22 protein-coding genes are annotated in these 21,181 nt (G+C 38.0%); 19 read left to right on the top strand and 3 right to left on the bottom strand.

Annotation, left to right across the window (positions count from 1 at the left end):
• Positions 1-8 precede the first annotated feature (8 nt).
• The 18 genes from FUA48_RS03890 to FUA48_RS03805 all read left to right on the top strand — a co-directional run bounded on the left by FUA48_RS03890 (position 9) and on the right by FUA48_RS03805 (position 17,273).
• A complete protein-coding gene (locus FUA48_RS03890; RefSeq protein WP_147582326.1) occupies positions 9-704 on the top strand; it encodes an ABC transporter ATP-binding protein in 696 nt (231 codons plus the stop codon).
• A gap of 141 nt (positions 705-845) precedes the next feature.
• Entirely contained in the window at positions 846-3,575 is a 2,730-nt protein-coding gene (gene porW, locus FUA48_RS03885; RefSeq protein ID WP_147582324.1) for a type IX secretion system periplasmic lipoprotein PorW/SprE, read from the top strand.
• A 2-nt stretch (positions 3,576-3,577) separates the two neighbouring features.
• Entirely contained in the window at positions 3,578-3,976 is a 399-nt protein-coding gene (locus tag FUA48_RS03880; protein WP_147582323.1) for a bactofilin family protein, read from the top strand.
• Positions 3,954-4,178: an AtpZ/AtpI family protein gene (locus FUA48_RS03875; RefSeq protein ID WP_147582321.1), complete on the top strand. Its 225-nt coding sequence runs from the start codon at positions 3,954-3,956 to the stop codon at positions 4,176-4,178. Before FUA48_RS03880 ends, FUA48_RS03875 begins: the two co-directional genes overlap by 23 nt.
• Positions 4,179-4,571, top strand: a complete 393-nt coding sequence (locus tag FUA48_RS03870; RefSeq protein WP_147582319.1) for a DUF6168 family protein — start codon at positions 4,179-4,181, stop codon at positions 4,569-4,571.
• Between the two features lie 119 nt (positions 4,572-4,690).
• Positions 4,691-5,863: a F0F1 ATP synthase subunit A gene (atpB, locus tag FUA48_RS03865; RefSeq protein WP_147582317.1), complete on the top strand. Its 1,173-nt coding sequence runs from the start codon at positions 4,691-4,693 to the stop codon at positions 5,861-5,863.
• 39 nt (positions 5,864-5,902) lie between these two features.
• Entirely contained in the window at positions 5,903-6,094 is a 192-nt protein-coding gene (gene atpE, locus FUA48_RS03860) for an ATP synthase F0 subunit C (protein WP_147582315.1), read from the top strand.
• A gap of 94 nt (positions 6,095-6,188) precedes the next feature.
• Complete coding sequence (locus tag FUA48_RS03855; RefSeq protein ID WP_147582313.1) at positions 6,189-6,689, top strand: F0F1 ATP synthase subunit B; 501 nt, start codon at positions 6,189-6,191, stop codon at positions 6,687-6,689.
• 4 nt (positions 6,690-6,693) lie between these two features.
• Positions 6,694-7,227: an ATP synthase F1 subunit delta gene (atpH, locus tag FUA48_RS03850; protein ID WP_147582311.1), complete on the top strand. Its 534-nt coding sequence runs from the start codon at positions 6,694-6,696 to the stop codon at positions 7,225-7,227.
• Positions 7,228-7,264: 37 nt separating this feature from the next.
• Positions 7,265-8,839 (top strand): F0F1 ATP synthase subunit alpha, encoded by a 1,575-nt coding sequence (atpA, locus tag FUA48_RS03845; protein WP_147582309.1) that lies wholly within the window; start codon positions 7,265-7,267, stop codon positions 8,837-8,839.
• Between the two features lie 80 nt (positions 8,840-8,919).
• On the top strand, positions 8,920-9,786 hold the full coding sequence (gene atpG / locus FUA48_RS03840) for an ATP synthase F1 subunit gamma (RefSeq protein WP_147582307.1): 867 nt from the start codon (positions 8,920-8,922) through the stop codon (positions 9,784-9,786).
• Positions 9,787-9,916: 130 nt separating this feature from the next.
• Complete coding sequence (locus FUA48_RS03835; RefSeq protein ID WP_147582305.1) at positions 9,917-11,374, top strand: oligosaccharide flippase family protein; 1,458 nt, start codon at positions 9,917-9,919, stop codon at positions 11,372-11,374.
• A 66-nt stretch (positions 11,375-11,440) separates the two neighbouring features.
• Complete coding sequence (gene dut, locus FUA48_RS03830) at positions 11,441-11,875, top strand: dUTP diphosphatase (protein ID WP_129750541.1); 435 nt, start codon at positions 11,441-11,443, stop codon at positions 11,873-11,875.
• Between the two features lie 19 nt (positions 11,876-11,894).
• Positions 11,895-12,860, top strand: coding sequence for a tetratricopeptide repeat protein (locus tag FUA48_RS03825; protein ID WP_147582303.1), 966 nt, complete (start codon positions 11,895-11,897; stop codon positions 12,858-12,860).
• A complete protein-coding gene (locus FUA48_RS03820) occupies positions 12,860-13,870 on the top strand; it encodes a sugar phosphate nucleotidyltransferase (RefSeq protein ID WP_147582301.1) in 1,011 nt (336 codons plus the stop codon). The genes FUA48_RS03825 and FUA48_RS03820 overlap by 1 nt, the downstream gene beginning before the upstream one ends.
• Positions 13,871-13,875: 5 nt before the next feature.
• A complete protein-coding gene (locus tag FUA48_RS03815; protein WP_147582300.1) occupies positions 13,876-15,231 on the top strand; it encodes a tetratricopeptide repeat protein in 1,356 nt (451 codons plus the stop codon).
• Between the two features lie 3 nt (positions 15,232-15,234).
• Positions 15,235-16,011: a DUF4292 domain-containing protein gene (locus tag FUA48_RS03810; protein WP_147582298.1), complete on the top strand. Its 777-nt coding sequence runs from the start codon at positions 15,235-15,237 to the stop codon at positions 16,009-16,011.
• A gap of 17 nt (positions 16,012-16,028) precedes the next feature.
• Positions 16,029-17,273: a murein hydrolase activator EnvC family protein gene (locus tag FUA48_RS03805; RefSeq protein WP_147582296.1), complete on the top strand. Its 1,245-nt coding sequence runs from the start codon at positions 16,029-16,031 to the stop codon at positions 17,271-17,273.
• A gap of 74 nt (positions 17,274-17,347) precedes the next feature.
• Here the strand turns inward: FUA48_RS03805 and FUA48_RS03800 are convergent, their stop codons facing one another.
• Both FUA48_RS03800 and FUA48_RS03795 read right to left on the bottom strand, forming a co-directional pair.
• Positions 17,348-17,857, bottom strand: a complete 510-nt coding sequence (locus tag FUA48_RS03800; RefSeq protein ID WP_147582294.1) for an acyl-CoA thioesterase — start codon at positions 17,855-17,857, stop codon at positions 17,348-17,350.
• A 70-nt stretch (positions 17,858-17,927) separates the two neighbouring features.
• Positions 17,928-18,869, bottom strand: a complete 942-nt coding sequence (locus FUA48_RS03795; protein ID WP_147582292.1) for an HU domain-containing protein — start codon at positions 18,867-18,869, stop codon at positions 17,928-17,930.
• Positions 18,870-18,970: 101 nt separating this feature from the next.
• Here FUA48_RS03795 and dprA point away from each other — a divergent pair, with 101 nt between their 5' ends.
• A complete protein-coding gene (gene dprA / locus FUA48_RS03790) occupies positions 18,971-20,074 on the top strand; it encodes a DNA-processing protein DprA (RefSeq protein WP_147582291.1) in 1,104 nt (367 codons plus the stop codon).
• 109 nt (positions 20,075-20,183) lie between these two features.
• Here the strand turns inward: dprA and trpS are convergent, their stop codons facing one another.
• Entirely contained in the window at positions 20,184-21,155 is a 972-nt protein-coding gene (gene trpS / locus FUA48_RS03785; protein ID WP_147582289.1) for a tryptophan--tRNA ligase, read from the bottom strand.
• Positions 21,156-21,181: the final 26 nt, after the last annotated feature.

Here is a 21,181-nt window from a genome sequence, read left to right as displayed (position 1 = left end):
CATATATCATGATACAAGTACATAATCTTAAAAAAGTATATAACGGAACCACCGTATTAAACATACCTAACCTTGATATACCTAAAGGCGAAAGTTTTGGCCTGGTAGGTAATAACGGTGCAGGAAAAACAACTTTCTTTAGCCTTCTACTGGATTTAATTCAGCCTACACAAGGATATATTACTACAAATAGTATTAAAGTTAACGAAAGCGAAGGGTGGAAGCCGTTTACTTCGGCATTTATAGATGAGACATTCCTAATAGGTTATCTTACTCCGGAAGAGTACTTTTACTTTATAGGTGAATTAAGAGGATGGAACAAAGCAGATGTTGATGCTCTTTTAACTAAGCATGAAGACTTTTTTAATGGAGAGATTCTTAACAGGAAAAAATATCTAAGAGACCTTTCTAAAGGTAACCAAAAAAAAGTAGGCATAATAGCAGCGCTTATTGGCAAGCCTGAGGTAGTAATACTTGATGAGCCGTTTGCTAATCTGGACCCAACAACACAATTCAGACTTAAAAAGATAATAAAAGAGCTTGCAGAAGACGGTAATACAACAGTGCTTGTTTCAAGCCATGATTTAGCTCATACAATAGAGGTAAGCAATCGTATTGTAGCACTTCATAAAGGAGAGGTGGTTAAAGACATTATAACCTCTCAGGAAACACTAAGGGAGCTCGAAGAATTTTTTGCAGTATAGTATATATAGGTGTCCCCCGAAGTTTCGGGGGATTTTTTTTGCATCCCCTTTTTTTGCATATAATAAAAAAAGAAACGTATTTTTACCACTCCTTAATACTAAAAATCGATTTTAAAAGTTAAGGATAAAAAATCTTTTGCGTTGAAAACCAGTACTTATAAATATATAGCCCTAACGGGAGCATTTGCCTTTTTGGTTGCCTGTTCAACCAAAAAGAACTCTTTTGTAAACCGCAATTACCACGCAGTTACTACAGAATATAATGTACTGTACAATGGTAATGTTGCCCTTGATAAAGGGATTGAGGACCTTAAAACCACATACTCCGATAATTTTTGGGAACTGTTGCCCATAGAGCGTATGCCCGCTAAAGCCAAGGAAGTAGATAAGCCTATTGCGGTTGGTAAAGAGGCAAAAGAAAAGCAAAAGGAAAGCGAAAAAAATCCTGACTTTTCGAGAGCTGAAGACAAAGCGATTAAAGCCATACAAAAACATTCGATGAATTTGGGAGGTAGCGAAAAGAATCCGCAAATGGATGAGGCACACCTTTTACTGGGTAAATCAAGATATTATCAAAACAGGTTTATACCTGCGCTAGAGGCTTTAAATTACATACTGTATAAGTACCCAACAAGCGACAAGATTTTTGAAGCAAAAGTCTGGAGGGAAAAAACAAACCTTAGGCTGGAGAATGAGGCGATTGCCATAAAAAACCTAAAACAGCTTTTAAGCGAAAAATCTAAAATAGACGAGCAGATTTTTGCCGACGGTAATGCTATCCTTGCTCAGGCTTATATAGCAACCGGCTCTAAAGACAGTGCTGTGTATGTGCTTAAAAAAGCTGCTGAATTTACAAAAAGAAATGAGGAGAAAGCACGTTACCATTTTATACTGGGGCAGTTATATGAAAGCCTTGAATATCCTGACAGTGCCTTTGCAGAGTTTCAGACTGTTATAGACATGAAAAGGAGATCGCCGAGAATGTATACCATTCAGGCTCACGCAAGACAGGCTGCTCAGTTTGACTATAAAAACGGCGATACTCTTGTTTTTATGGAAAACTACAGAAAACTTTTAAAAGACAGAGAAAACAGGCCTTATCTTGATATTATCAATTATCAGGTCGGTCTTTTTTACGACAATCAGGAAATAGACGACAAAGCTGTTGAATACTATAATTACTCACTTCGCAAAAATCCGCAGGATAAATACCTGGCAGCCTCTGACCATAGAAATATTGCTGAGATATACTTTAAAAATGCCGAATATGTAAAAGCAGGAAAGTATTATGACAGTACTCTTGTATTCCTGGATAACAGAACAAGGGAATTTAGAGCGATAAAAAAGAAAAGGGATAATCTCGATGACGTTATTAAATATGAAGGTATTGCACAAACTAATGACAGTATTCTTAGTTTAGTAGCAATGACTGATGCTGAAAGAGTTCGATATTTTGAGGACTTTATCGTAAAACTTAAAGAGGCCGACGAAAGAGAAAGAGAAAGACTGGAAAAAGAGGCCCAGATTGCCGAGAATATGAGCAGGGCTAATAATGGCGGAAATCAGTCATCCGTAACCGCAAAGGCAGGTAATAATACTTCTATGGATCAGTTTTCAGCAATGAGTAAAGATGCTGCGTTAGCACAAAATCAGGGAATGAAACCTACTTTACAATCGGCAAATTCTCAAACAACTACTAGTCCACAGTCGGCAGGTCAGCAAGGAGGAACGTTTTACTTCTATAACTCTTCCATGGTTTCTTACGGCCGCATGGATTTCCAAAGAAAGTGGGGCAACAGGCAGCTTACCGATAACTGGAGATGGTCTTCAGAAAATAAAAGTAAAAACAATTCAGGTAGCGAAACTGAAACAGATAGCACAGCGGTAGCATCGTCAAAAGGAGAGGAAGGATTTAATCCAAGATACAGTCCGGATTTTTATATAGGGCAGTTACCAACTTCTCAAAAGGTAATAGACAGTTTGGCTAAAGAAAGAAATTTTGCTTATTACCAGTTGGGTAACATTTATAAGGATAAGTTTAAGGAATACCAAAGGGCGGCCGATAAGTTTGAAAAGCTTTTGGTAAACGATCCAGAAGAAAGACTTGTGCTTCCGTCTAAATATAATCTGTACAAAATATACCAGATTATTAATCCGGAAAGGGCAGAGTTATATAAGCAGCAGATATTAAACGAATACCCGGACAGCCGTTATGCAGAAATCATCAGAAACCCTTCTGCAGAGCAAAACAACAATCAGAGTCCGGAAGCGGTTTATGCAAACCTGTTCAAGCAATATGAAGAAGGAAAACTAAGAGAAGTATATCCTTTAGTGGAAGAAGCGATTGATACATATACCGGAGAAGATGTTGTTTCCAAGTTTGAACTGCTTAAGGCAAATATTACGGGAAGGCTTAAAGGGATAGAAGAGTTTAAAAATGCCCTTAATTATGTAGCCCTTAACTATCCTAATAAGGAAGAAGGTAAAAAAGCAGAGACAATACTTAGCAAAGATATCCCAACATTAGAGAAAGTTGATTTTGGTAATTTGGCAGTGAGCTGGAAAATTGTTTTCAAATTTGAGCCTACGGCAGAGAATCCGGATATGAAACAACTTATTGATAAGCTTAAAAAGTATATAGACGAAAGCCATAACAGGAGCATTACACTGTCTAACGATATTTATACGGTAAACGAAAACTTTATCGTTATGCATGGCTTTAACAGTAAAGAGGCGGCTGTAGATGCTGTTTCTATTCTTAAGGATTATAAAGACTATAAAATAACCGAAACGCCTTATGTAATATCAACCGAAGATTATAAGGTAGTACAAATTAAAAAGAACTTTACAGAATTTTTAGCAATTAAATAAGCATGTTTGACAAATCTCAAAAATCAACCACAACAGACTTAGGCAAAACGAATAGAATTGTAGAGGGAACGATGATAAAGGGAGATATTATTTCTAAAGCCGATTTTCGCCTTGACGGCGAACTAATAGGAAACTTTACTTCACAGGGTAAAATTGTTATAGGCCCTGCCGGTAGCGTAACAGGAGACATTAACTGTACCAATGCCGATATTGAGGGCAACTTTGAAGGCAAAATAGAAGTATCTGAACTGCTTAATGTAAAATCTAAAGCAACAATTAAGGGGGAGGTAATAGTAAATAAGCTTTCGGTAGAACCGGGAGCCGAATTTACTGCAACCTGTACCATGAAGAATGCCGTAAAGCCTTTGGCTAAAAAAAATGAGCAGCAACAAGCAGGATAAAAACAAACGCAATAAATGGATTGCACTTATTAATATCCCCATTCAAATGGGGATTATTATTTTTTTGTTTGCCTGGTTTGGGGGCTGGCTGGACGATAAGTATGGCAACACCTCTAACCCAAACAGAATACTCTTTGCACTTATAGGTGTAGCTATAGCCATGTATAATGTTATAAGGCAGGTAAACGAATTGAATAAATAAATGAAGAAAAAATACGCATCAGCACTTTTACAATTAGCAATTATTGCCATTGTTTTATTTGGCCTTAATACTTTACTTTATTTAATACCGGATATAGGATTAGCTACAGATGATTTTATATATCCGATTTCTGTTGTTTACCTATTCTTTTTCGTGTTTTCGGCAGTAATCATATCAGTACTTATATTTATTTCAGGAAAAAACAGGGAACAGTTAGGTTATGCTTTTTTGTTTTTAACCGGGGCAAAAATGGCTATAAGCTATGTTTTGGCCAGGCCTGTAATAAATAAACTAAGCGAAAACCCCACAGAAAAAATTAATTTTTTTGTGATTTTCATTTTGTTTTTGATAATAGAGGCCTATTATACAGCTCGTTTATTAAACAATAAGTAATAATAAACATCATAATCTGAAATTACGGTAAATTTTTTTGCGCAATAATATTGGAATATTAATTAAAAATGTACCTTTGCACAAAATTTAAGGACCGTAAAATTAAGATATTTAATAAGATGGTGTTTCACGTAAAATCACTTAAAAACACGCTAACAGCCCTTATTGCTGTAGTTCCGTTTATTGCTATGGCAAATCCTGTAGAAGATTCCCTACAGGTTAATAACCAGGCTACTGCTCACACAGCAGAACATCACGCAGCCGAAAACCATGAACCGGCTGATGAAAAAGGAAAAATTAAAGCGTTTATTGATCATCACTTACAGGATGCTCACGATTTCACTTTCTTTTCAGATGAAGCTACAGGAAAGCATTATGGTTTCCCGCTTCCTGTTATCTTATTAGATAATGGTTTAAAAGTATTCTCTTCTTCAAAATTCCACCACGGTGAGGAAATTGCAGAGGCAGACGGTAACTACTACGCGTTATACCACGGTAAAATATATAAGACAGATGCTCAGGGAACATTAAGTTTTGATGAACATCATCACCCAACAAATGCAATGCCTCTTGATTTTTCAATCACGAAAAACGTAGTGGCTATGCTTGTTACTTCTATACTATTATTTGTATTCTTTATTGGTCTAGCAAAATCATACAAGAAAGGTCCTATACCTACAGGTCTTGGCAGAGTATTAGAGCCGCTTATAATATTTATTAGAGACGAAGTAGCTTTACCTAACATAGGTGAAAAGAAATACAGAAAGTTTATGGGTTACCTTTTAACTGTATTCTTCTTTATTCTTATCCTTAACCTTTTAGGTTTAACTCCACTTGGAATTAACGTTACTGGTAATATTGCAATTACTGCATGTTTAGCTTTATTTACCTATTTTGTTACACAGTTTAGTGCAAACAAAGATTACTGGAAACACATTTTCTGGATGCCGGATGTACCGGTACTAATGAAGATAGCTTTAATACCTATCGAGATTTTAGGTACTATTACAAAGCCGTTTGCGTTAATGATACGTCTTTACGCTAACATTTCTGCGGGTCACATTGTAGTAATGAGCTTACTGGGTCTGATCTTCGTATTCAAAAACTGGATCGCAGGGCCTTCATTCTTCGGATTAACATTATTTATCTCTATCATAGAAATACTTGTTGCTTTCCTTCAGGCTTTTGTATTCACAATGCTTTCGGCACTGTTTATAGGTATGGCTGTACAGGATCATCACCATGAAGAAGATCATGACGCTCACACAGAAGAGGAGCCGATAATAATATAATAAGAGTAAGAATTTTTTAATTAAATAAATCAAATAGTTATGACAATTCCAGGAATTATTGGAGCAGGTTTAGTAGTAATAGGTGCTGGCCTTGGTTTAGGTAAAATCGGTGGTTCTGCAATGGACGCTATTGCTCGTCAGCCTGAGGCTGCTGGTAAAATCCAGACTGCGATGATCATTATCGCTGCGCTTCTTGAAGGTGTTGCTTTTGCAGCTCTTTTCGCAGCTTAATTAAAACTAAAAAACAAATACCTGCAGCGGTTGGCTGCAGGTGTTGTTTTGAATTATTGATTTAAATTTAAAAGAACTTAATTAGACATATATAATGGAAAAGTTAATTAACGATTTTTCATTCGGGTTGTTTTTCTATCAGGCAGTTATCCTGATAATCCTTTTAGTATTATTAGCAAAATTTGCATGGAAGCCAATTATGGATGCCATTACTGCAAGAGAAGAAGGTATCGCTAATGCTTTAGCTGCTGCTGAGGCTGCTCGTAAAGAGATGCAAAACCTACAGGCTGATAACGAAAGAATTATCCAGGAAGCCAGAGCTGAAAGAGATGCAATGATGAAAGAAGCCAGAGAGATCAAAGAAAAAATGATCGCTGATGCTAAGCATGAGGCTCAGCTACAGGGTGAGAAAATGATCGAGCAGGCTAAAGCTACTATCAACAGCGAGAAAAATGCTGCTATGGCAGAGCTTAAGGCTCAGGTATCAGGCCTTTCACTTGAAATTGCAGAGAAAATACTTAAACAGGAACTATCTAACGATGCTGCTCAAACTACATTAGTTGAGAAAATGTTAGAGGACGTAAAATTAAACTAATCTTATGACAGGTTCAAGAGCTGCAGTAAGATATGCTAAGGCAATCCTTGAAATGGCACAGGCTACAAACGTAGCGGTGCAGGTTAACGAGGATATGGCTCTTATAGCATCTACAATTAAGGAAAATAATGAGCTTAACAGCTTTATCAATAGCCCTACTATTAAGGCAGAGGTAAAGGAGAGTGCATTAAACGAAGTTTTTTCGGCATCGCAAAGCATCACTAAAGGATTATTCCGTCTTTTACACGAAAATAAAAGATTTAAGATCCTTGAACAGGTAGCTGTACAATACGGCAAACAGTTTGATGTGGCAAACGGGCTTGAAACGGCTAAGGTAACAACAGCTTTCCCTATTACTGCTGAACTTGAAGCTAAGGTATTGGCAAAAATAAAAGAGTTTTCAGATAAGAAAATCACCATTGAAAATATAGTTGATCCATCAATAATAGGAGGATTTATCTTAAGAATAGGAGATAAGCAGTTTAACGCATCTGTTGCCAACAGGTTGTTAACATTAAAACGAGAATTAAGTAATTAGTATTTACCACACAATAGTGTTTAAATTATAAAGTAAGATGGCAGAAATTAAACCTGCTGAAATTTCAGCAATATTAAAGAAACAATTGTCCGGTTTTGAATCGGGTGCTACATTAGAAGAAGTAGGAACTGTTCTTCAGGTAGGTGACGGTATTGCCCGTATTTACGGTCTATCGAACGCTCAATATGGTGAGTTAGTTCAGTTTGACAACGGGTTAGAAGGTATTGTATTGAACCTTGAGGAAGACAATGTGGGCGTAGTATTGCTTGGCCCTTCAATTGGGATTAAAGAAGGTTCTACTGTAAAAAGACTACAGCGTATCGCTTCACTTAAAGTAGGTGAAGAAATGGTAGGCCGTGTAGTTGATACTCTAGGTAACCCAATTGATGGTAAAGGCCCAATAGGTGGTGATCTTTATGAGATGCCTCTTGAGCGTAAAGCTCCGGGAGTTATCTTCCGTCAGCCGGTAACTGAGCCGCTACAAACAGGTATTAAAGCGGTTGATGCCATGATTCCAGTAGGACGTGGTCAGCGTGAGCTTGTTATTGGTGACCGTCAAACAGGTAAAACAACTGTTTGTATCGATACCATCCTTAACCAAAAAGAATTCTATGATGCAGGTAAGCCTGTATTCTGTATATATGTTGCTGTAGGTCAAAAAGCTTCTACAGTAGCTGGTATTGCAAAAACATTAGAAGAAAAAGGAGCAATGGCTTATACAGTTATCGTTGCTGCTAACGCTTCAGATCCTGCTCCAATGCAGGTTTATGCTCCGTTCGCTGGTGCTGCAATAGGTGAGTACTTCCGTGATACCGGTCGTCCTGCACTTATTATTTATGATGATTTATCTAAGCAGGCTGTTGCTTACCGTGAGGTTTCCCTTCTACTTAGAAGACCACCGGGACGTGAGGCTTACCCTGGAGACGTTTTCTATCTTCATTCAAGATTATTAGAGCGTGCTGCTAAGGTTATTGCTGATGATGATATCGCTAAAACAATGAACGACCTTCCTGAGTCGTTAAGACCAATCGTTAAAGGTGGTGGTTCATTAACTGCTCTTCCTATTATCGAAACTCAGGCTGGAGACGTTTCTGCTTATATCCCAACAAACGTTATCTCGATTACTGACGGTCAGATATTCCTTGAGTCAGATCTATTCAACTCAGGTGTACGTCCGGCTATCAACGTAGGTATCTCTGTATCTCGTGTAGGTGGTAACGCTCAGATCAAATCAATGAAAAAAGTATCTGGTACTCTTAAGTTAGACCAGGCACAGTTCCGTGAGCTTGAAGCTTTCGCTAAATTTGGTTCTGACCTTGATGCTGCTACATTAAACGTAATTGAAAAAGGTAGAAGAAACGTTGAGATCCTTAAGCAGGCTGTAAACGACCCTTATACTGTAGAAGATCAGGTAGCTATTATCTATGCAGGTACTAAAAACCTACTTAGAAAAGTTCCTGTAAGCAAAGTAAAAGAGTTTGAAAAAGACTATATCGAGTACCTAAACGCTAAGCACAGAGATACTCTTGATGCGCTTAAGGCAGGTAAGTTTACAGATGAGCTTACAGATGTACTTGAGAAAGCTGCTGCTGAAGTTTCTGCAAAATATTAATTAGATTTTAGATTTAAGTATTGAGCGGTGAGATGTTGAATCTCAATACTCACTTCTCAATACTCAATACCATATAACAAATGGCAAACTTAAAGGAAATACGTAACAGGATTGCTTCGGTTTCATCGACTATGCAAATTACAAGTGCGATGAAAATGGTTTCTGCTGCCAAGCTTAAAAAAGCTCAGGATGCTATTACGGCTATGAGGCCTTATTCTGAAAAGCTTACAGAACTATTACAAAACCTTAGCGCTACCCTAGAAGGTGATAACGGAGGTGCATTTGCTGAGCAACGCGAGGTAAACAATGTACTTGTTGTTGTTATTACTTCAAACAGGGGATTGTGTGGTGCCTTTAATGCTAATGTGATAAAACAGGTTAAAAACCTTCAGTCTGTTTATGCAGGTAAAAAGGTTGATGTTTTAGCTATTGGTAAAAAAGGTAATGATGCCTTAAAAAAGACCTGCAACATTATAGATAACCAAAGTGCTGTATTTGATAGCCTTACTTTTGAAAACGTAGCGGTTATTGCACAAACACTTATGGATAAGTTTGCAGAGGGTCAGTATGACAGGATTGAACTGGTTTATAACCATTTTAAAAATGCTGCTACCCAAATTGTAAAAACAGAACAGTTTTTACCGTTAGCTCCTGCTGAAGCTACAGAAGTAGAAAGCAATGCTACAACAGATTATATCTTTGAACCGTCTAAAGAAGAAATCGTATTAAGCCTTATACCACTTTCGTTAAAAACGCAGCTGTATAAAGCTATCCGCGACTCTTTTGCTTCTGAGCATGGTGCACGTATGACAGCAATGCATAAAGCAACCGATAATGCAACGGAACTTAGAAACCAGTTGAAATTAACTTATAACAAAGCGCGTCAGGCTTCAATTACAGGTGAGATTCTTGAGATTGTAGGTGGTGCAGAAGCTTTGAACAATTAATAAACTGAACGACACACAACTATAAAGAGCCACGCTACAGCGTGGCTTTTTTTATTACCTTAGTAGCTAAAAGAACAAATAGTGATGCTATATTTGATGGTTCTTTTATATTTACTAAATCAACTAACTTTTGAGTCTTTATAAAAATCTTTTTAAGCAAACTGCAGTATATGGTTTGGCAACAGTTTTGCCACGCATGCTCAGTTTCCTTTTGGTAAGGCTTTATACCGATTATCTCCCTAATAGTGAGTATGGGGAAGTATCGGTAATATTCTCGTGGATGGTATTTTTTAATGTTATCCTTGCCTATGGTATGGAAACCTCTTTCTTTAGGTTTTATAATACTGATAGCTCACGAAACGTTGTAAGCACGTCTACAATTTCCATTTTTTGGTCTTCCATATTTTTCCTTTTTGCTGCATTGGTAGGGCGAAATTATCTGGCAGAATGGTCAGATATCGATGTGCAGTACATTACATATACCATTTGGATATTAGTGCTTGATGCTCTTGTAATTATACCCTTCTCTAAACTGCGAGCCGACGGAAGGCCTATATATTATGCAGCTATAAAAATTGGAAATGTATTTGTAAACCTCGGCCTTAATGTGGTTTTCATAGCCTGGCTGCCAAAATGGGCTGCCTCAAATCCGGGGAGCTTTTGGGAAATGATTTATAAAGAAGATTTCCAGATAGGATATATTTTTGTGTCTAACCTTATAGCCAGCTTTTTAACCCTAATGGTACTGGCTCCACATTACTTTAAAATTCGCTGGTCTTTTGACAGGGAATTATGGGGAAGGATGATGCGTTACAGCCTGCCGGTTTTAGTTGCGGGTGTGGCATTTGCCATTAACGAGACTTTTGACCGTATTTTACTTGAAAAACTATTGCCGGATAATATAGCCAAAGCAGAAGTAGGTATCTATTCGGCCTGCTATAAGCTGGCCCTGTTCATGACGCTGTATGCCACAGCATTCAGGCTGGGAATAGAGCCGTTCTTTTTCAGTTACGCCAAGAACGAATCGGCACCCAAGGCCTATGCCATGATAACCAAATACTTTGTAATATTCGGTTCGGTAATATTGGTTTGTGTTGTAGTTTTTTCAGATATACTTAAAGTCCTCCTTATTGATAATAAGTCCTATTGGGACGGGATGAAGGTGGTACCGCTTATAATCATAGCAAATTTCTTTTTAGGAATTTATCATAATCTTTCGGTATGGTATAAACTTACCGATAAAACTAAGATGGGAGCCTACATCTCTATAGTAGGGGCGATAGTAACCTTAGCTCTTAACTTTTTACTTATTCATGAATACAGCTATATGGGTTCGGCAATTGCTACGATATCCGCATACGGGACCATGATGATAATCTCTTATGTTTTGGGAAACAAGTACTACCCTATTCCTTATGATATGAAAAAGATAGGCGGTTATCTGGGGCTTTCCATAGCGCTTTCCTTACTGTATTTTTATAAGTTTAGGGAAAACTATTTTGTAGGTGTGGCTGTTATAATTATATATGCGGTATTTATATACCGAAACGAAAGGGAAACCCTACAGCGTGTTTTAAAGCGCAAATAAGCCCGGCCAAAGGAAGGCACTTACATTTGATTTTGATATATTTGAATTATAAATAAAATACCAGTAATGACAATTAAAATAATTAATAAATCCAATCACGCTTTACCAAATTATGAAACAATCGCCTCTGCAGGCATGGACCTTAGGGCAAACCTTGAGGAGTCTGTAATATTAAGTCCGTTGGGAAGGGCTATAATAAAAACAGGTCTTTTTATGGAGCTGCCTATAGGGTATGAAGCACAGGTAAGGCCGCGTAGCGGACTGGCGGCAAAAAAAGGTATAACGGTGCTTAACAGTCCGGGAACTATTGATGCTGACTATAGGGGGGAGATTGGTGTTATTTTAGTTAATCTGTCTAACGAACCGGTAACAATTGAAAATGGGGAAAGAATAGCGCAGCTTGTAATTGCCAAACATGAGCGTGCCGAATGGCTGGAAGCAGAAGTACTTACCGAAACTACCCGCGGAGCTGGAGGTTTTGGTAGTACTGGTGTAAAGTAACCAACTAAACCAACCACATATGAAAACCGCCAATTATTTTAAAAATGTAAGCCTTACTGCATTGTTGGCAATGGGCTCTTTTGTTTATGCACAGGATGCAAATAAGATATCCAGCCAAAAAGTAAAGGAATTGGCCGATAAAGCTTGCGAATGCTGTTATGAAATAAGTGTAAATCAGCCAAAAGACAGTATAGTAGCAAAAATTAATGGATGCATTAGGAATACGATTATTAACAATCAGATTTTTGAATCCCTTTCAGGAAAATCAGAAGAAAAACAGATAATTGTAGATAATGATACTATTGTAAGCAGTAACATTATTATAGCTAACGAAGGTTTTGATGAAATACAGAATTACATGAAAAAAGAGTGTAAAGCTGTAAAGACTCTGATGTTTTCAGATAATAAGGAAAATGCAAATTCATTGTCAAAAAACAAAAAAGCCATGAAGTTTTATGAGGAAGGGCTTAGTTATTCTGATGAGGAAAAATATGATATGGCAATTGTAAGTTATAATAAGGCGGTAAAAATTGACCCTAAATTTGCTTTTGCATGGGATAATCTCGGAATTTGTTATAGAAGAATGGATAACTATAAAGAAGCTATTAAATGTTATAAAAAATCTTTAGAGTTGGATCCCACAGGTAGAGTTCCGTTAATGAATATAGGAACAGCTTATGAAAAGCTTAAAGATTATAAATCTGCAGGAGAATCTTTCGTTAAGCTTATTGAAATATATCCGGAAGATCCGGAAGGTTATTTTGGGGCAGGTCGTATATTTTATATATCGCAGGATTATGAAAAAGGAGTGGATTATATGTTTAAGGCGTATTTAAAATATTCTGAAAATCAATCACCCTATATACATGATGCTGAACAGAACTTAGCATATTATTACCAGGACTTAGAACAAAAAGGCAAGCTTGATATTTTTATGCAGGCTGCAAAAAATAATAATATAAACATACAAGACGAAGAAGAATAATGAGAATAATAGTTCCTATGGCAGGAAGGGGGTCACGCCTTCGCCCGCATACGCTTACAGTACCAAAACCGTTAATACCAATAGCAGGTAAACCTATAGTACACAGGTTGGTAGAGGATATTGCAGGAGTAATAAATCAGGAAATAGAAGAGATAGCATTTATTATACATAAAGATTTTGGTACTCAGGTAGAAAAAGACCTTGTTGCCATTGCCGAAAAGCTGGGTGCAAAAGGTAGTATTTATTACCAGGAGCAGCCATTAGGTACTGCCCATGCCATTATGAGTGCTAAAGAATCTATGAAGGGACCGATAGTTGTGGCCTATGCCGATACACTTTTCAGGGCCGATTTTACGTTAGATACTACAGCCGATAGTGTAATTTGGGTAAAACAGGTAGAAGACCCAAGTGCTTTTGGTGTGGTTCAGTTAAACGACAAAAATGAAATTGTTGATTTTGTTGAGAAACCTAAAGAGTTTGTGTCTGACCTTGCCATTATAGGAATCTATTATTTTAAAAGTGGTGAAACGCTTCGTGAGGAACTTCAGTACCTGTTAGACAACAATGTTGTTAAAGGGGGAGAATACCAGCTTACAGACGGGCTTGAAAACATGAAGCAAAAGGGCATGAAGTTTGTGCCGGGTAAAGTAGACGAATGGATGGACTGTGGTAACAAAAACGTTACGGTTGAGACCAATTCAAGAATGCTTAACTTTTTGCATAACGATGGCGAAAACCTAATATCAAAAAGTGCGGTGCTTGAAAACAGTACTATTGTACCGCCATGCTTTATAGGCGAAAACGTAGTGCTTAAAAATGCTACTGTTGGTCCTAATGTATCGTTAGGCAATAATACGAGAGTAGAGAGCAGTGTTATTAAAAACAGTTTGGTGCAAACTAATGCTGTTATTACAAATGCTCATTTAGATAATGCCATGATAGGTAACCATGCAGCTTTTAACGGTAAGTTTACAAGCATAAGCATTGGTGACTACTCTATTATAGAATAAATACAATGAACAGAAAGATTCTTTTTTGCGGACTGCTGTTTTCAGGGATGCTCTTAGCCCCTGCAGTTTCCCGTGCCCAGGAGGAGCCGGATCAGATTGCATTGGCTAACGATGTTTTTGAAAATAATTTTTATGAAGCACTCAAGCAAAAAGGAATAGAAAATTATGATAAGGCACTTCGCGCTCTGGAAATATGCAGGGCCGAAGAGCCAAATAACCCGGTAGTATATCATGAAATAGGTAAAAATTACCTTGCCCTTATGAACTATCCGGAAGCAGAAAAAGCTTTTTTAAAAGCTACTGAACTCGATCCAAAAAACAGATGGTATTGGGTAGGACTATATGATGTGTACTACCAAACCCAGGATTTTAATAAGGCCATTCCGATAGTGCAGAAACTTACCGAATGGAGAAAAGAGTTCTATCAGGAAGATTTGGTGTCGCTTTATATGTATACCGAACAGTTTGACAAGGCACTTACACTTATTAATGAACTGGAACAGACTGTAGGGCAAACCGAAAGAAGGGAGATGTTTAAGTTACAGATTTTAAGTAACAACAAACTGAACAAGCCTAAAAAGCAGGATCTGGAAGAAGCGATAAAAAAATATCCTAAGGAAGAGTCTAACTATCTGGAGCTTATTTACCTGTATTCTGAAAGCAATGAGGAGGAAAAGGCCGAAAAGATAGCCGAGAAACTGGCAAAGGAAATTCCTGAATCCGATTGGGGGCAGGTAAGCCTGTTCAAATTTAACCTTAACAATAATAAGGGAGATGAAGCCGCAAAATCGATGTTCAGGATTTTAGGCAGTAAAAAAATTGACAGAAAAATAAAGCATAGGGTATTAAATGAGTTTATCATTTTTGCCTACAACAACCCTCAGTATTATAACGATCTTGAAAAAGCTGTAGATTATTTTGCAGATGATGAGGAAGTAAACGTACCTAAAGAGGTAGGTAAATTCTTTTTCACTAAAAGGAATTTTGATCAGGCAGGTCATTACTTTCAAAAGAGCCTTGCTGCCGATGCCGATGATATTGAGGCGATAGAACTGTTGCTGTATACCTATCAGGAAAGCCAGCGTTTTGACGAACTATATACTAAAGCGACTGAGTATACAGAGTTGTTCCCAACCCATGCAAGGCTGTATTATTTTGCAGGTTTTGCAGCAAACAAAAAGCAACAGTACAAAAAAGCAAAGGAATGGCTTGAAAACGGAATGGACTTTGTAGTAGAGGATATTGAGCTTGAAGCTGGCTTTAACAGGCAACTGGGAGAAGCATATGCCGGGCTGGGAGATGAAAAGAAAAAAGAGGCTTATTTTTCTAAAGCCAATAAACTGCAAAAACCGGGAGAATAATCCATGAAAAAAATAACAGTAGCCCTACTGCTAACCCTTGCCCTTGTTTCATGTAAATCGAAACAGGGACTTATTGCTGAAAAGAATGCAAATACTGAAAAATCGGTAAAGGAAATAGTAAAAGGTCATAACGAGAACCCTTTAGATTTTAACAACCTTCAGATAAGGGCATCTGCCAGTTATAAGGGAGGCGGCGAGTCGTATAGTTTTAGTCTGGATATAAGGGTTAAAAAAGACGAAATGATTTGGGTTAATGCCAGCGTACTGGGCTATCCTGTCGCAAAGGCATTAGTAACTCCAGAAAAAGTAAGCTATTATGTAAATACCCAAAAAGAATACTTTGAGGGTGATTATGAAATGCTAAGCCAATGGCTGGGAACTGACTTAGATTACAATAAGGTACAGAACATGCTTTTAGGTCGTGCCATGGATAATCTTGCAGAAGGAAAGTATAAGGCCGGATTACAGGATGGTCTATACAGCCTGGACGGTAAAGAGGACTATGATATTTTTAAGCATTTTCTGTTTGAAGGGGCTAACTTTTTACTAAAGCAACAGGTTATAGAACAGGGAGGATATGAGCCGCAAAAGTTAACGGTAAACTATCCCGGATACAAAGAATACGGAAAGACAATCCTGCCAACAGGGCTACAGGCTGAAGCTCAAAAAGAGGATAGTGTAAACGTTGATATTGAATACAATAATATTACCTTTGATAAAGAAGATTTGAGGTTTACCTTCAATGTGCCAAGTGGCATGAAACGTATAAACATAGAATAGACTAACCGGGACGGAAAATGATTAGAACGCTTCTTACTTTATTTCTTATTTGCACCACTACTATAGGCTGGAGCCAAACCAGTGCCGAGCAGAAAAAGCTGGAACAACAAAAAAAGCAAATACAGAAAGAGATAAAGGAATTTCAAAACCTGCTTAACAAGGAGGATAAAAAAGAGAAATCAGTTTTAGGGCAAATAAAGGAAAGTGAGGTTAAAATACGCCTTACAGAAAACCTTATTGGTACCATACAAAAACAAAGCAGGCTGCTTAGTGACGATATATACCTTAATCAGAAAAAAGTAAACAAGCTAAACAAAGAGCTTGAAGTGCTTAAGGAAGATTATGCTAATACCATAGTAAAAGCATACAAAAGCCGATCGGAACAAAGCCGTATTATGTTTATACTAAGTTCTGAAAGTTTTCTTCAGGCCTATAAAAGGGTTCAGTATATGAAACAGTATGGTGAGTTCAGGAAGATGCAGGCCGAGGAAATTAAGGAGAAAATGGCAGAGCTCGATGCGCTTATACAAAAACTTAATGGTCAGAAAAAAGAGAAAGAAGTGCTTCTTGCCGAAACCAAAGAACAAAAAGAAGATTTAGTTGGCGACAAGAAAGAACATGAAAAGCTGGTAAAGATTATCCAGAGGGATAAGAAGAAATATGCTGCTGACATTAAGAAAAAGCAAAAGCAGGAAAGGGATCTTCAAAACCAGATTGACGAGCTTATTAGAAAAGCAATTGCAGAGGCTAATAAGAAAAAAGCCAAAGCTGAGGGCAAAAGCACTACTAATGTATCTTCAAGCAAATTTGCTGAGTTAAGTAAAGAAGGTAAGATAGTAGCCGATAACTTTAAGGCCAGTAAAGGCCAGTTGCCGTGGCCGGTAGATAAAGGATATGTTTCAGTTCCTTTTGGTAAATACAGGGCAACAAGTGCAGATGTAAAGACAAGTAGTGAGATGAACAGTACCGGAATTGAAATTACTACTGAGAAAGGATCCAGTGCCAAAGCAGTATTTGACGGAGTGGTAAACTCGGTATCCCAAATTAACGGGGGGAGAAAATTTGTAATAGTTGAACATGGTAATTACCTGACACTTTATTACAACCTGAGTTCAGTTAGTGTTAGCATTGGCGACAAGGTTAAAATGGGACAAAAACTGGGCACTCTATGGACCAACCCAATAACCGGTGAAACTGTCATCAAGTTTATTATGACACAAAATACCGATTATCTAAATCCACAGCAGTGGCTTAACCGATAAAAAATAAAACAAAAAAAGCAGCTCTAAGAGCTGCTTTTTTATGTTCTGTTTTCTCTTAATGAGAAAAGAGTATATTATATAAATAACGCTTTCAGCTCGGTGGCATCATGTGGGCTAAGCTTTCCGGCCAGTACAAGGCTAAGCTGCTTTCTTCTTAGTGCAGCTTCAAAACGTTGCTTTTCAATTTCTGTTTCCGGCTCAATGGCTGGAACTTCTACAGGGCGTCCTGTTTCGTCTACAGCTACAAAAGTATAGATGGCTTCGTTAGCTTTCGCTCTTGTGCCCGATTCACGGTCTTCTGTCCATACATCAATAAAAATCTCCATAGAGGTCTTAAAAGTACGGGAAACCTTGGCTTCAACAGTAACAACACTCCCTAAAGGAATAGACCTGTTAAAGGCAACGTGGTTAACCGATGCCGTTACAACAATCCTTCTGGAATGCCTGCGCGCAGCTATACTTGCCGCACGGTCCATTCGTGCTAACAGTTCGCCACCAAAAAGGTTGTTAAGCGGATTGGTTTCTCCGGGTAAGACCAAATCGGTCATAATGCACATAGAGTCAGAAGGGTGTTTTGCCTGCATTGAATAATATTTTTGGCAAAGATAGTGCAGAATCATAAAAAAACCCATGCATTAACATGGGTTTAGTTTTTTATAGGTCTTTTACAAGTAACCAGGCTTCTTTATTGGTTTCCTTTCTTATCTTACTAAGATTTTCGTGTGCCGACTCATAAGTTGGGTAGCTTCCGTAAATAACCGGATATAGCCCGTATTTGTTTTTGTCCAGCTTTCTTGCTTTAAAGCCTTTTGCCCTAAGCTGCTGTAGTGCTTTTTCGGCATTAGCCTCACTGCGGAAAGCATTAGCAACAATATGGTAGTATAGCTTTTCTTCAGTTTCTTCTTTTACCGTAAGCTTTACTGCCGGCATAGGGTCAAGAAAAAACGTTGCTGTTTGTATTTCCTGATTAACCTGCTCCTGAACGTGTTGTTCTGCCAGTCGGGTTTCCTTGTTTATTTTGTTGTCGTAGTATACTTTAAAGCCTGCACTTCCTGCAAACAGAGCTGTTATAAATACAGCTGCATATTTAAGGAAAGAGTAGTTCTTTCTTCTTTCGGGAGTAAACATAACCGGAACTTCTTCCTCAAGCTCCTCTACCTCTGCCTTAAGTACCTCACGTGTAATTACAGGAGAAGTAAAGCTGCCAAGACCAAAAGAATCGGTAAGGTAGTTAACCGGTGTGTTAGGATAGAACACAAGGCTGCTCTCACTGTTGTAAGCAAGGTCACCTATATTTTTAAGTATAAGGCGCTCACCATTTTGCAGCTCGTCAAGCCATAGCTTTACTATTTTCTCGATATCGCTTACGGCTTCGTTGTAAGAAATTTTTTCCTGTAAGGCGATATGATTCGCTAAAAGCCCGTCATTATTCTTTAAATTCGCATTAAAAGAAATTAGCTTTTTAGGTGGATAGAACGTATTAGTGTCCGTATCTATGCTTGCTGACCTGGTTTCGGTTAAAAAAGCACCAAAGCCCGGAACGATAACGCACTGGTAACGATATAGTAGCGCTGATATGTGTTTCTCTATCATCATAACAACAAATTTAACGAATCAACCGCTAATGCAAAATTTTATTCACAATTTTTATTAACAATTGTCGAGGCGGGTTTTATTCAGAATATTTTAAAGTATTAATGACTGATAACGAATTGTTTAGTACGCTTGCCCTGCTTAAGATAGAGGGTGTGGGCGATATTGTGGCAAAAAGACTAATAAACCATTTAGGTAGTGCCGAAGCCGTTTTTTCAGCAAAAAGGCAGCAGGTTCTGGCTATTGAGGGTGTAGGGGATATCTTATATAAAAGTTTACAGGATAAGGAAGTTTTTAAGCTGGCCGAAGCCGAAATGAAGTTTATAAAAGATAGCGGCATTAAAACGTCCTATTATCTGGATGCAGATTATCCTGAAAGGCTAAAGCATTGTATTGATGGCCCGGTGGTGCTTTTCAGCTCGGGGAATATAAACCTTGAAGGCAAAAAAACAATAAGCATTGTGGGTACCCGCCAAATGACATCTTATGGAGCTGATTTTTGCCGTAAACTCATTGAGGATATTGCTCCGATGGATCCGGTCATTATAAGCGGTTTTGCTTATGGCGTAGATATTTTTGCGCATCAGGTGGCTATGGAACAAAACCTGCAAACCATAGGTGTGGTAGCACACGGGCTTAATCAGATATACCCTAAGGTACATAAAAAGTATGTAGCAAAGATGGAGGAAAACGGAGGTTTCTTTACAGAGTTTTGGAGTACATCAAACCCCGATAAGGAAAATTTTGTAAAGCGTAACCGTATTGTGGCAGGGTTGGCTGAAGCTACGGTAATTATAGAAAGTGCCGATAAGGGAGGCTCGCTTATAACGGCTAATATTGCTAACGATTATAACAGGGATGTGTTTGCCGTACCGGGTCGTGTTACCGATAAATACAGTATGGGCTGTAACAATCTTATTAAAAGCCAGAGGGCTCATTTGCTTACCGATGCTGCTGACCTGCTTTATATATTAAACTGGAGTACTGAAGATAAAAAGGTGGCTCCCATACAAAAGCAGCTGTTTGTTACCCTTGAGGATGACGAACAGAAAGTATATGATTTTTTACAGAAAAACGGCAAAGAACTTATGGACATCATAGCATTAGAATGCGGTATGCCGGTATTTAAGCTTTCATCGTTATTGCTTACTATGGAACTTAAAGGAGTAATAAGGCCATTACCGGGAAAACTATTTGAAGCGATTTGATAAGTATTCAATTTGCCTATCATTTCGACCGGAAGGAGAAATCCCTAAAAATATAAAAGCCCGATAATAGTTATCGGGCTTGTTTTTATATTGAATGCTGTGATGCTTTTTAGTTGAATCCAAGCTTTTCGCGTACTCTTTTAAGTACACCGTTTGCTATGATAGCTGCTTTGTCTGATCCTGTTTTTAAAAGGGCGTCTACTTCTGCAAGGTTGTTCATGTAGTAAGTATACTTTTCCCTTTCGGTTTTAAACTTCTCAACAATAAGTTCAAATAAAGCCTGCTTGGCATGGCCGTAACCATAGTTACCCCCAAGGTAGTTTGCTCTCATTTGCTCAGTTTGTTCCGGTGTTGCCAATAGTTTATAAATGGCAAAAACATTACACGTATCAGGGTTTTTAGGATCTTCAAGCGGTGTGCTGTCAGTCTCAATAGACATTACCTGCTTTCTAAGCGGTTTGTCTTCCTGGAATATATTGATGATGTTATTACGGGACTTACTCATTTTCTCCCCGTCAGTACCCGGAATGATTTTTGTCTCCTCGCCTGTAATTGCTTCCGGTAATACAAAAGTTTCTCCCATCTGGCTATTGAATCGGGAAGCCACATCGCGTGTAATCTCTATATGCTGTAACTGGTCTTTTCCTACTGGTACAAATTCTGCATCATATAATAATATATCTGCAGCCATAAGCATAGGGTAAGTAAACAGTCCGGCATTTACATCGGCTAATCTGTCGGCCTTGTCCTTAAAGGAGTGCGCCAGTGTTAAACGCTGGAAAGGAAAAAAACAGCTAAGGTACCATGTAAGCTCTGCGGTTTGAGGTACATCGCTCTGGCGGTAAAAAATTACTTTATTTATATCAAGGCCAAAGGCAAGCCATGTGGCTGCCACGCTGTATGTGTTTTCACGAAGTGTTTTGCCATCCTTTATCTGTGTAACAGAGTGCAGGTCGGCAATAAATAAAAACGATTCGTTTTCTGGTTTGTTAGCCATTTCTATGGCTGGTATAATAGCACCTAAAAGGTTGCCTAAATGCGGTGTTCCGGTACTTTGAATACCGGTTAATATTTTTGCCATGGTATGCTTTTCAAATTTTACACAAA

Source organism: Flavobacterium alkalisoli (genome assembly GCF_008000935.1).
GTDB classification, from domain to species: domain Bacteria; phylum Bacteroidota; class Bacteroidia; order Flavobacteriales; family Flavobacteriaceae; genus Flavobacterium; species Flavobacterium alkalisoli.
Note: the sequence above shows the minus strand (reverse complement) of the source record. Positions and strands in the feature narration are given on the sequence as shown.

Bases quoted from the DNA above. Each gene is read 5' to 3' on its own strand.
- FUA48_RS03890 (WP_147582326.1), top strand. From the start codon at position 9: ATGATACAAGTACATAATCTTAAAAAAGTATATAACGGAACCACCGTA.
- FUA48_RS03880 (WP_147582323.1), top strand. From the start codon at position 3,578: ATGTTTGACAAATCTCAAAAATCAACCACAACAGACTTAGGCAAAACG.
- FUA48_RS03875 (WP_147582321.1), top strand. From the start codon at position 3,954: ATGAGCAGCAACAAGCAGGATAAAAACAAACGCAATAAATGGATTGCA.
- FUA48_RS03870 (WP_147582319.1), top strand. From the start codon at position 4,179: ATGAAGAAAAAATACGCATCAGCACTTTTACAATTAGCAATTATTGCC.
- atpB (WP_147582317.1), top strand. From the start codon at position 4,691: ATGGTGTTTCACGTAAAATCACTTAAAAACACGCTAACAGCCCTTATT.
- atpE (WP_147582315.1), top strand. From the start codon at position 5,903: ATGACAATTCCAGGAATTATTGGAGCAGGTTTAGTAGTAATAGGTGCT.
- FUA48_RS03855 (WP_147582313.1), top strand. From the start codon at position 6,189: ATGGAAAAGTTAATTAACGATTTTTCATTCGGGTTGTTTTTCTATCAG.
- atpH (WP_147582311.1), top strand. From the start codon at position 6,694: ATGACAGGTTCAAGAGCTGCAGTAAGATATGCTAAGGCAATCCTTGAA.
- atpA (WP_147582309.1), top strand. From the start codon at position 7,265: ATGGCAGAAATTAAACCTGCTGAAATTTCAGCAATATTAAAGAAACAA.
- atpG (WP_147582307.1), top strand. From the start codon at position 8,920: ATGGCAAACTTAAAGGAAATACGTAACAGGATTGCTTCGGTTTCATCG.
- dut (WP_129750541.1), top strand. From the start codon at position 11,441: ATGACAATTAAAATAATTAATAAATCCAATCACGCTTTACCAAATTAT.
- FUA48_RS03825 (WP_147582303.1), top strand. From the start codon at position 11,895: ATGAAAACCGCCAATTATTTTAAAAATGTAAGCCTTACTGCATTGTTG.
- FUA48_RS03820 (WP_147582301.1), top strand. From the start codon at position 12,860: ATGAGAATAATAGTTCCTATGGCAGGAAGGGGGTCACGCCTTCGCCCG.
- FUA48_RS03815 (WP_147582300.1), top strand. From the start codon at position 13,876: ATGAACAGAAAGATTCTTTTTTGCGGACTGCTGTTTTCAGGGATGCTC.
- FUA48_RS03810 (WP_147582298.1), top strand. From the start codon at position 15,235: ATGAAAAAAATAACAGTAGCCCTACTGCTAACCCTTGCCCTTGTTTCA.
- FUA48_RS03805 (WP_147582296.1), top strand. From the start codon at position 16,029: ATGATTAGAACGCTTCTTACTTTATTTCTTATTTGCACCACTACTATA.
- FUA48_RS03800 (WP_147582294.1), bottom strand. From the start codon at position 17,857: ATGCAGGCAAAACACCCTTCTGACTCTATGTGCATTATGACCGATTTG.
- FUA48_RS03795 (WP_147582292.1), bottom strand. From the start codon at position 18,869: ATGATGATAGAGAAACACATATCAGCGCTACTATATCGTTACCAGTGC.
- dprA (WP_147582291.1), top strand. From the start codon at position 18,971: ATGACTGATAACGAATTGTTTAGTACGCTTGCCCTGCTTAAGATAGAG.
- trpS (WP_147582289.1), bottom strand. From the start codon at position 21,155: ATGGCAAAAATATTAACCGGTATTCAAAGTACCGGAACACCGCATTTA.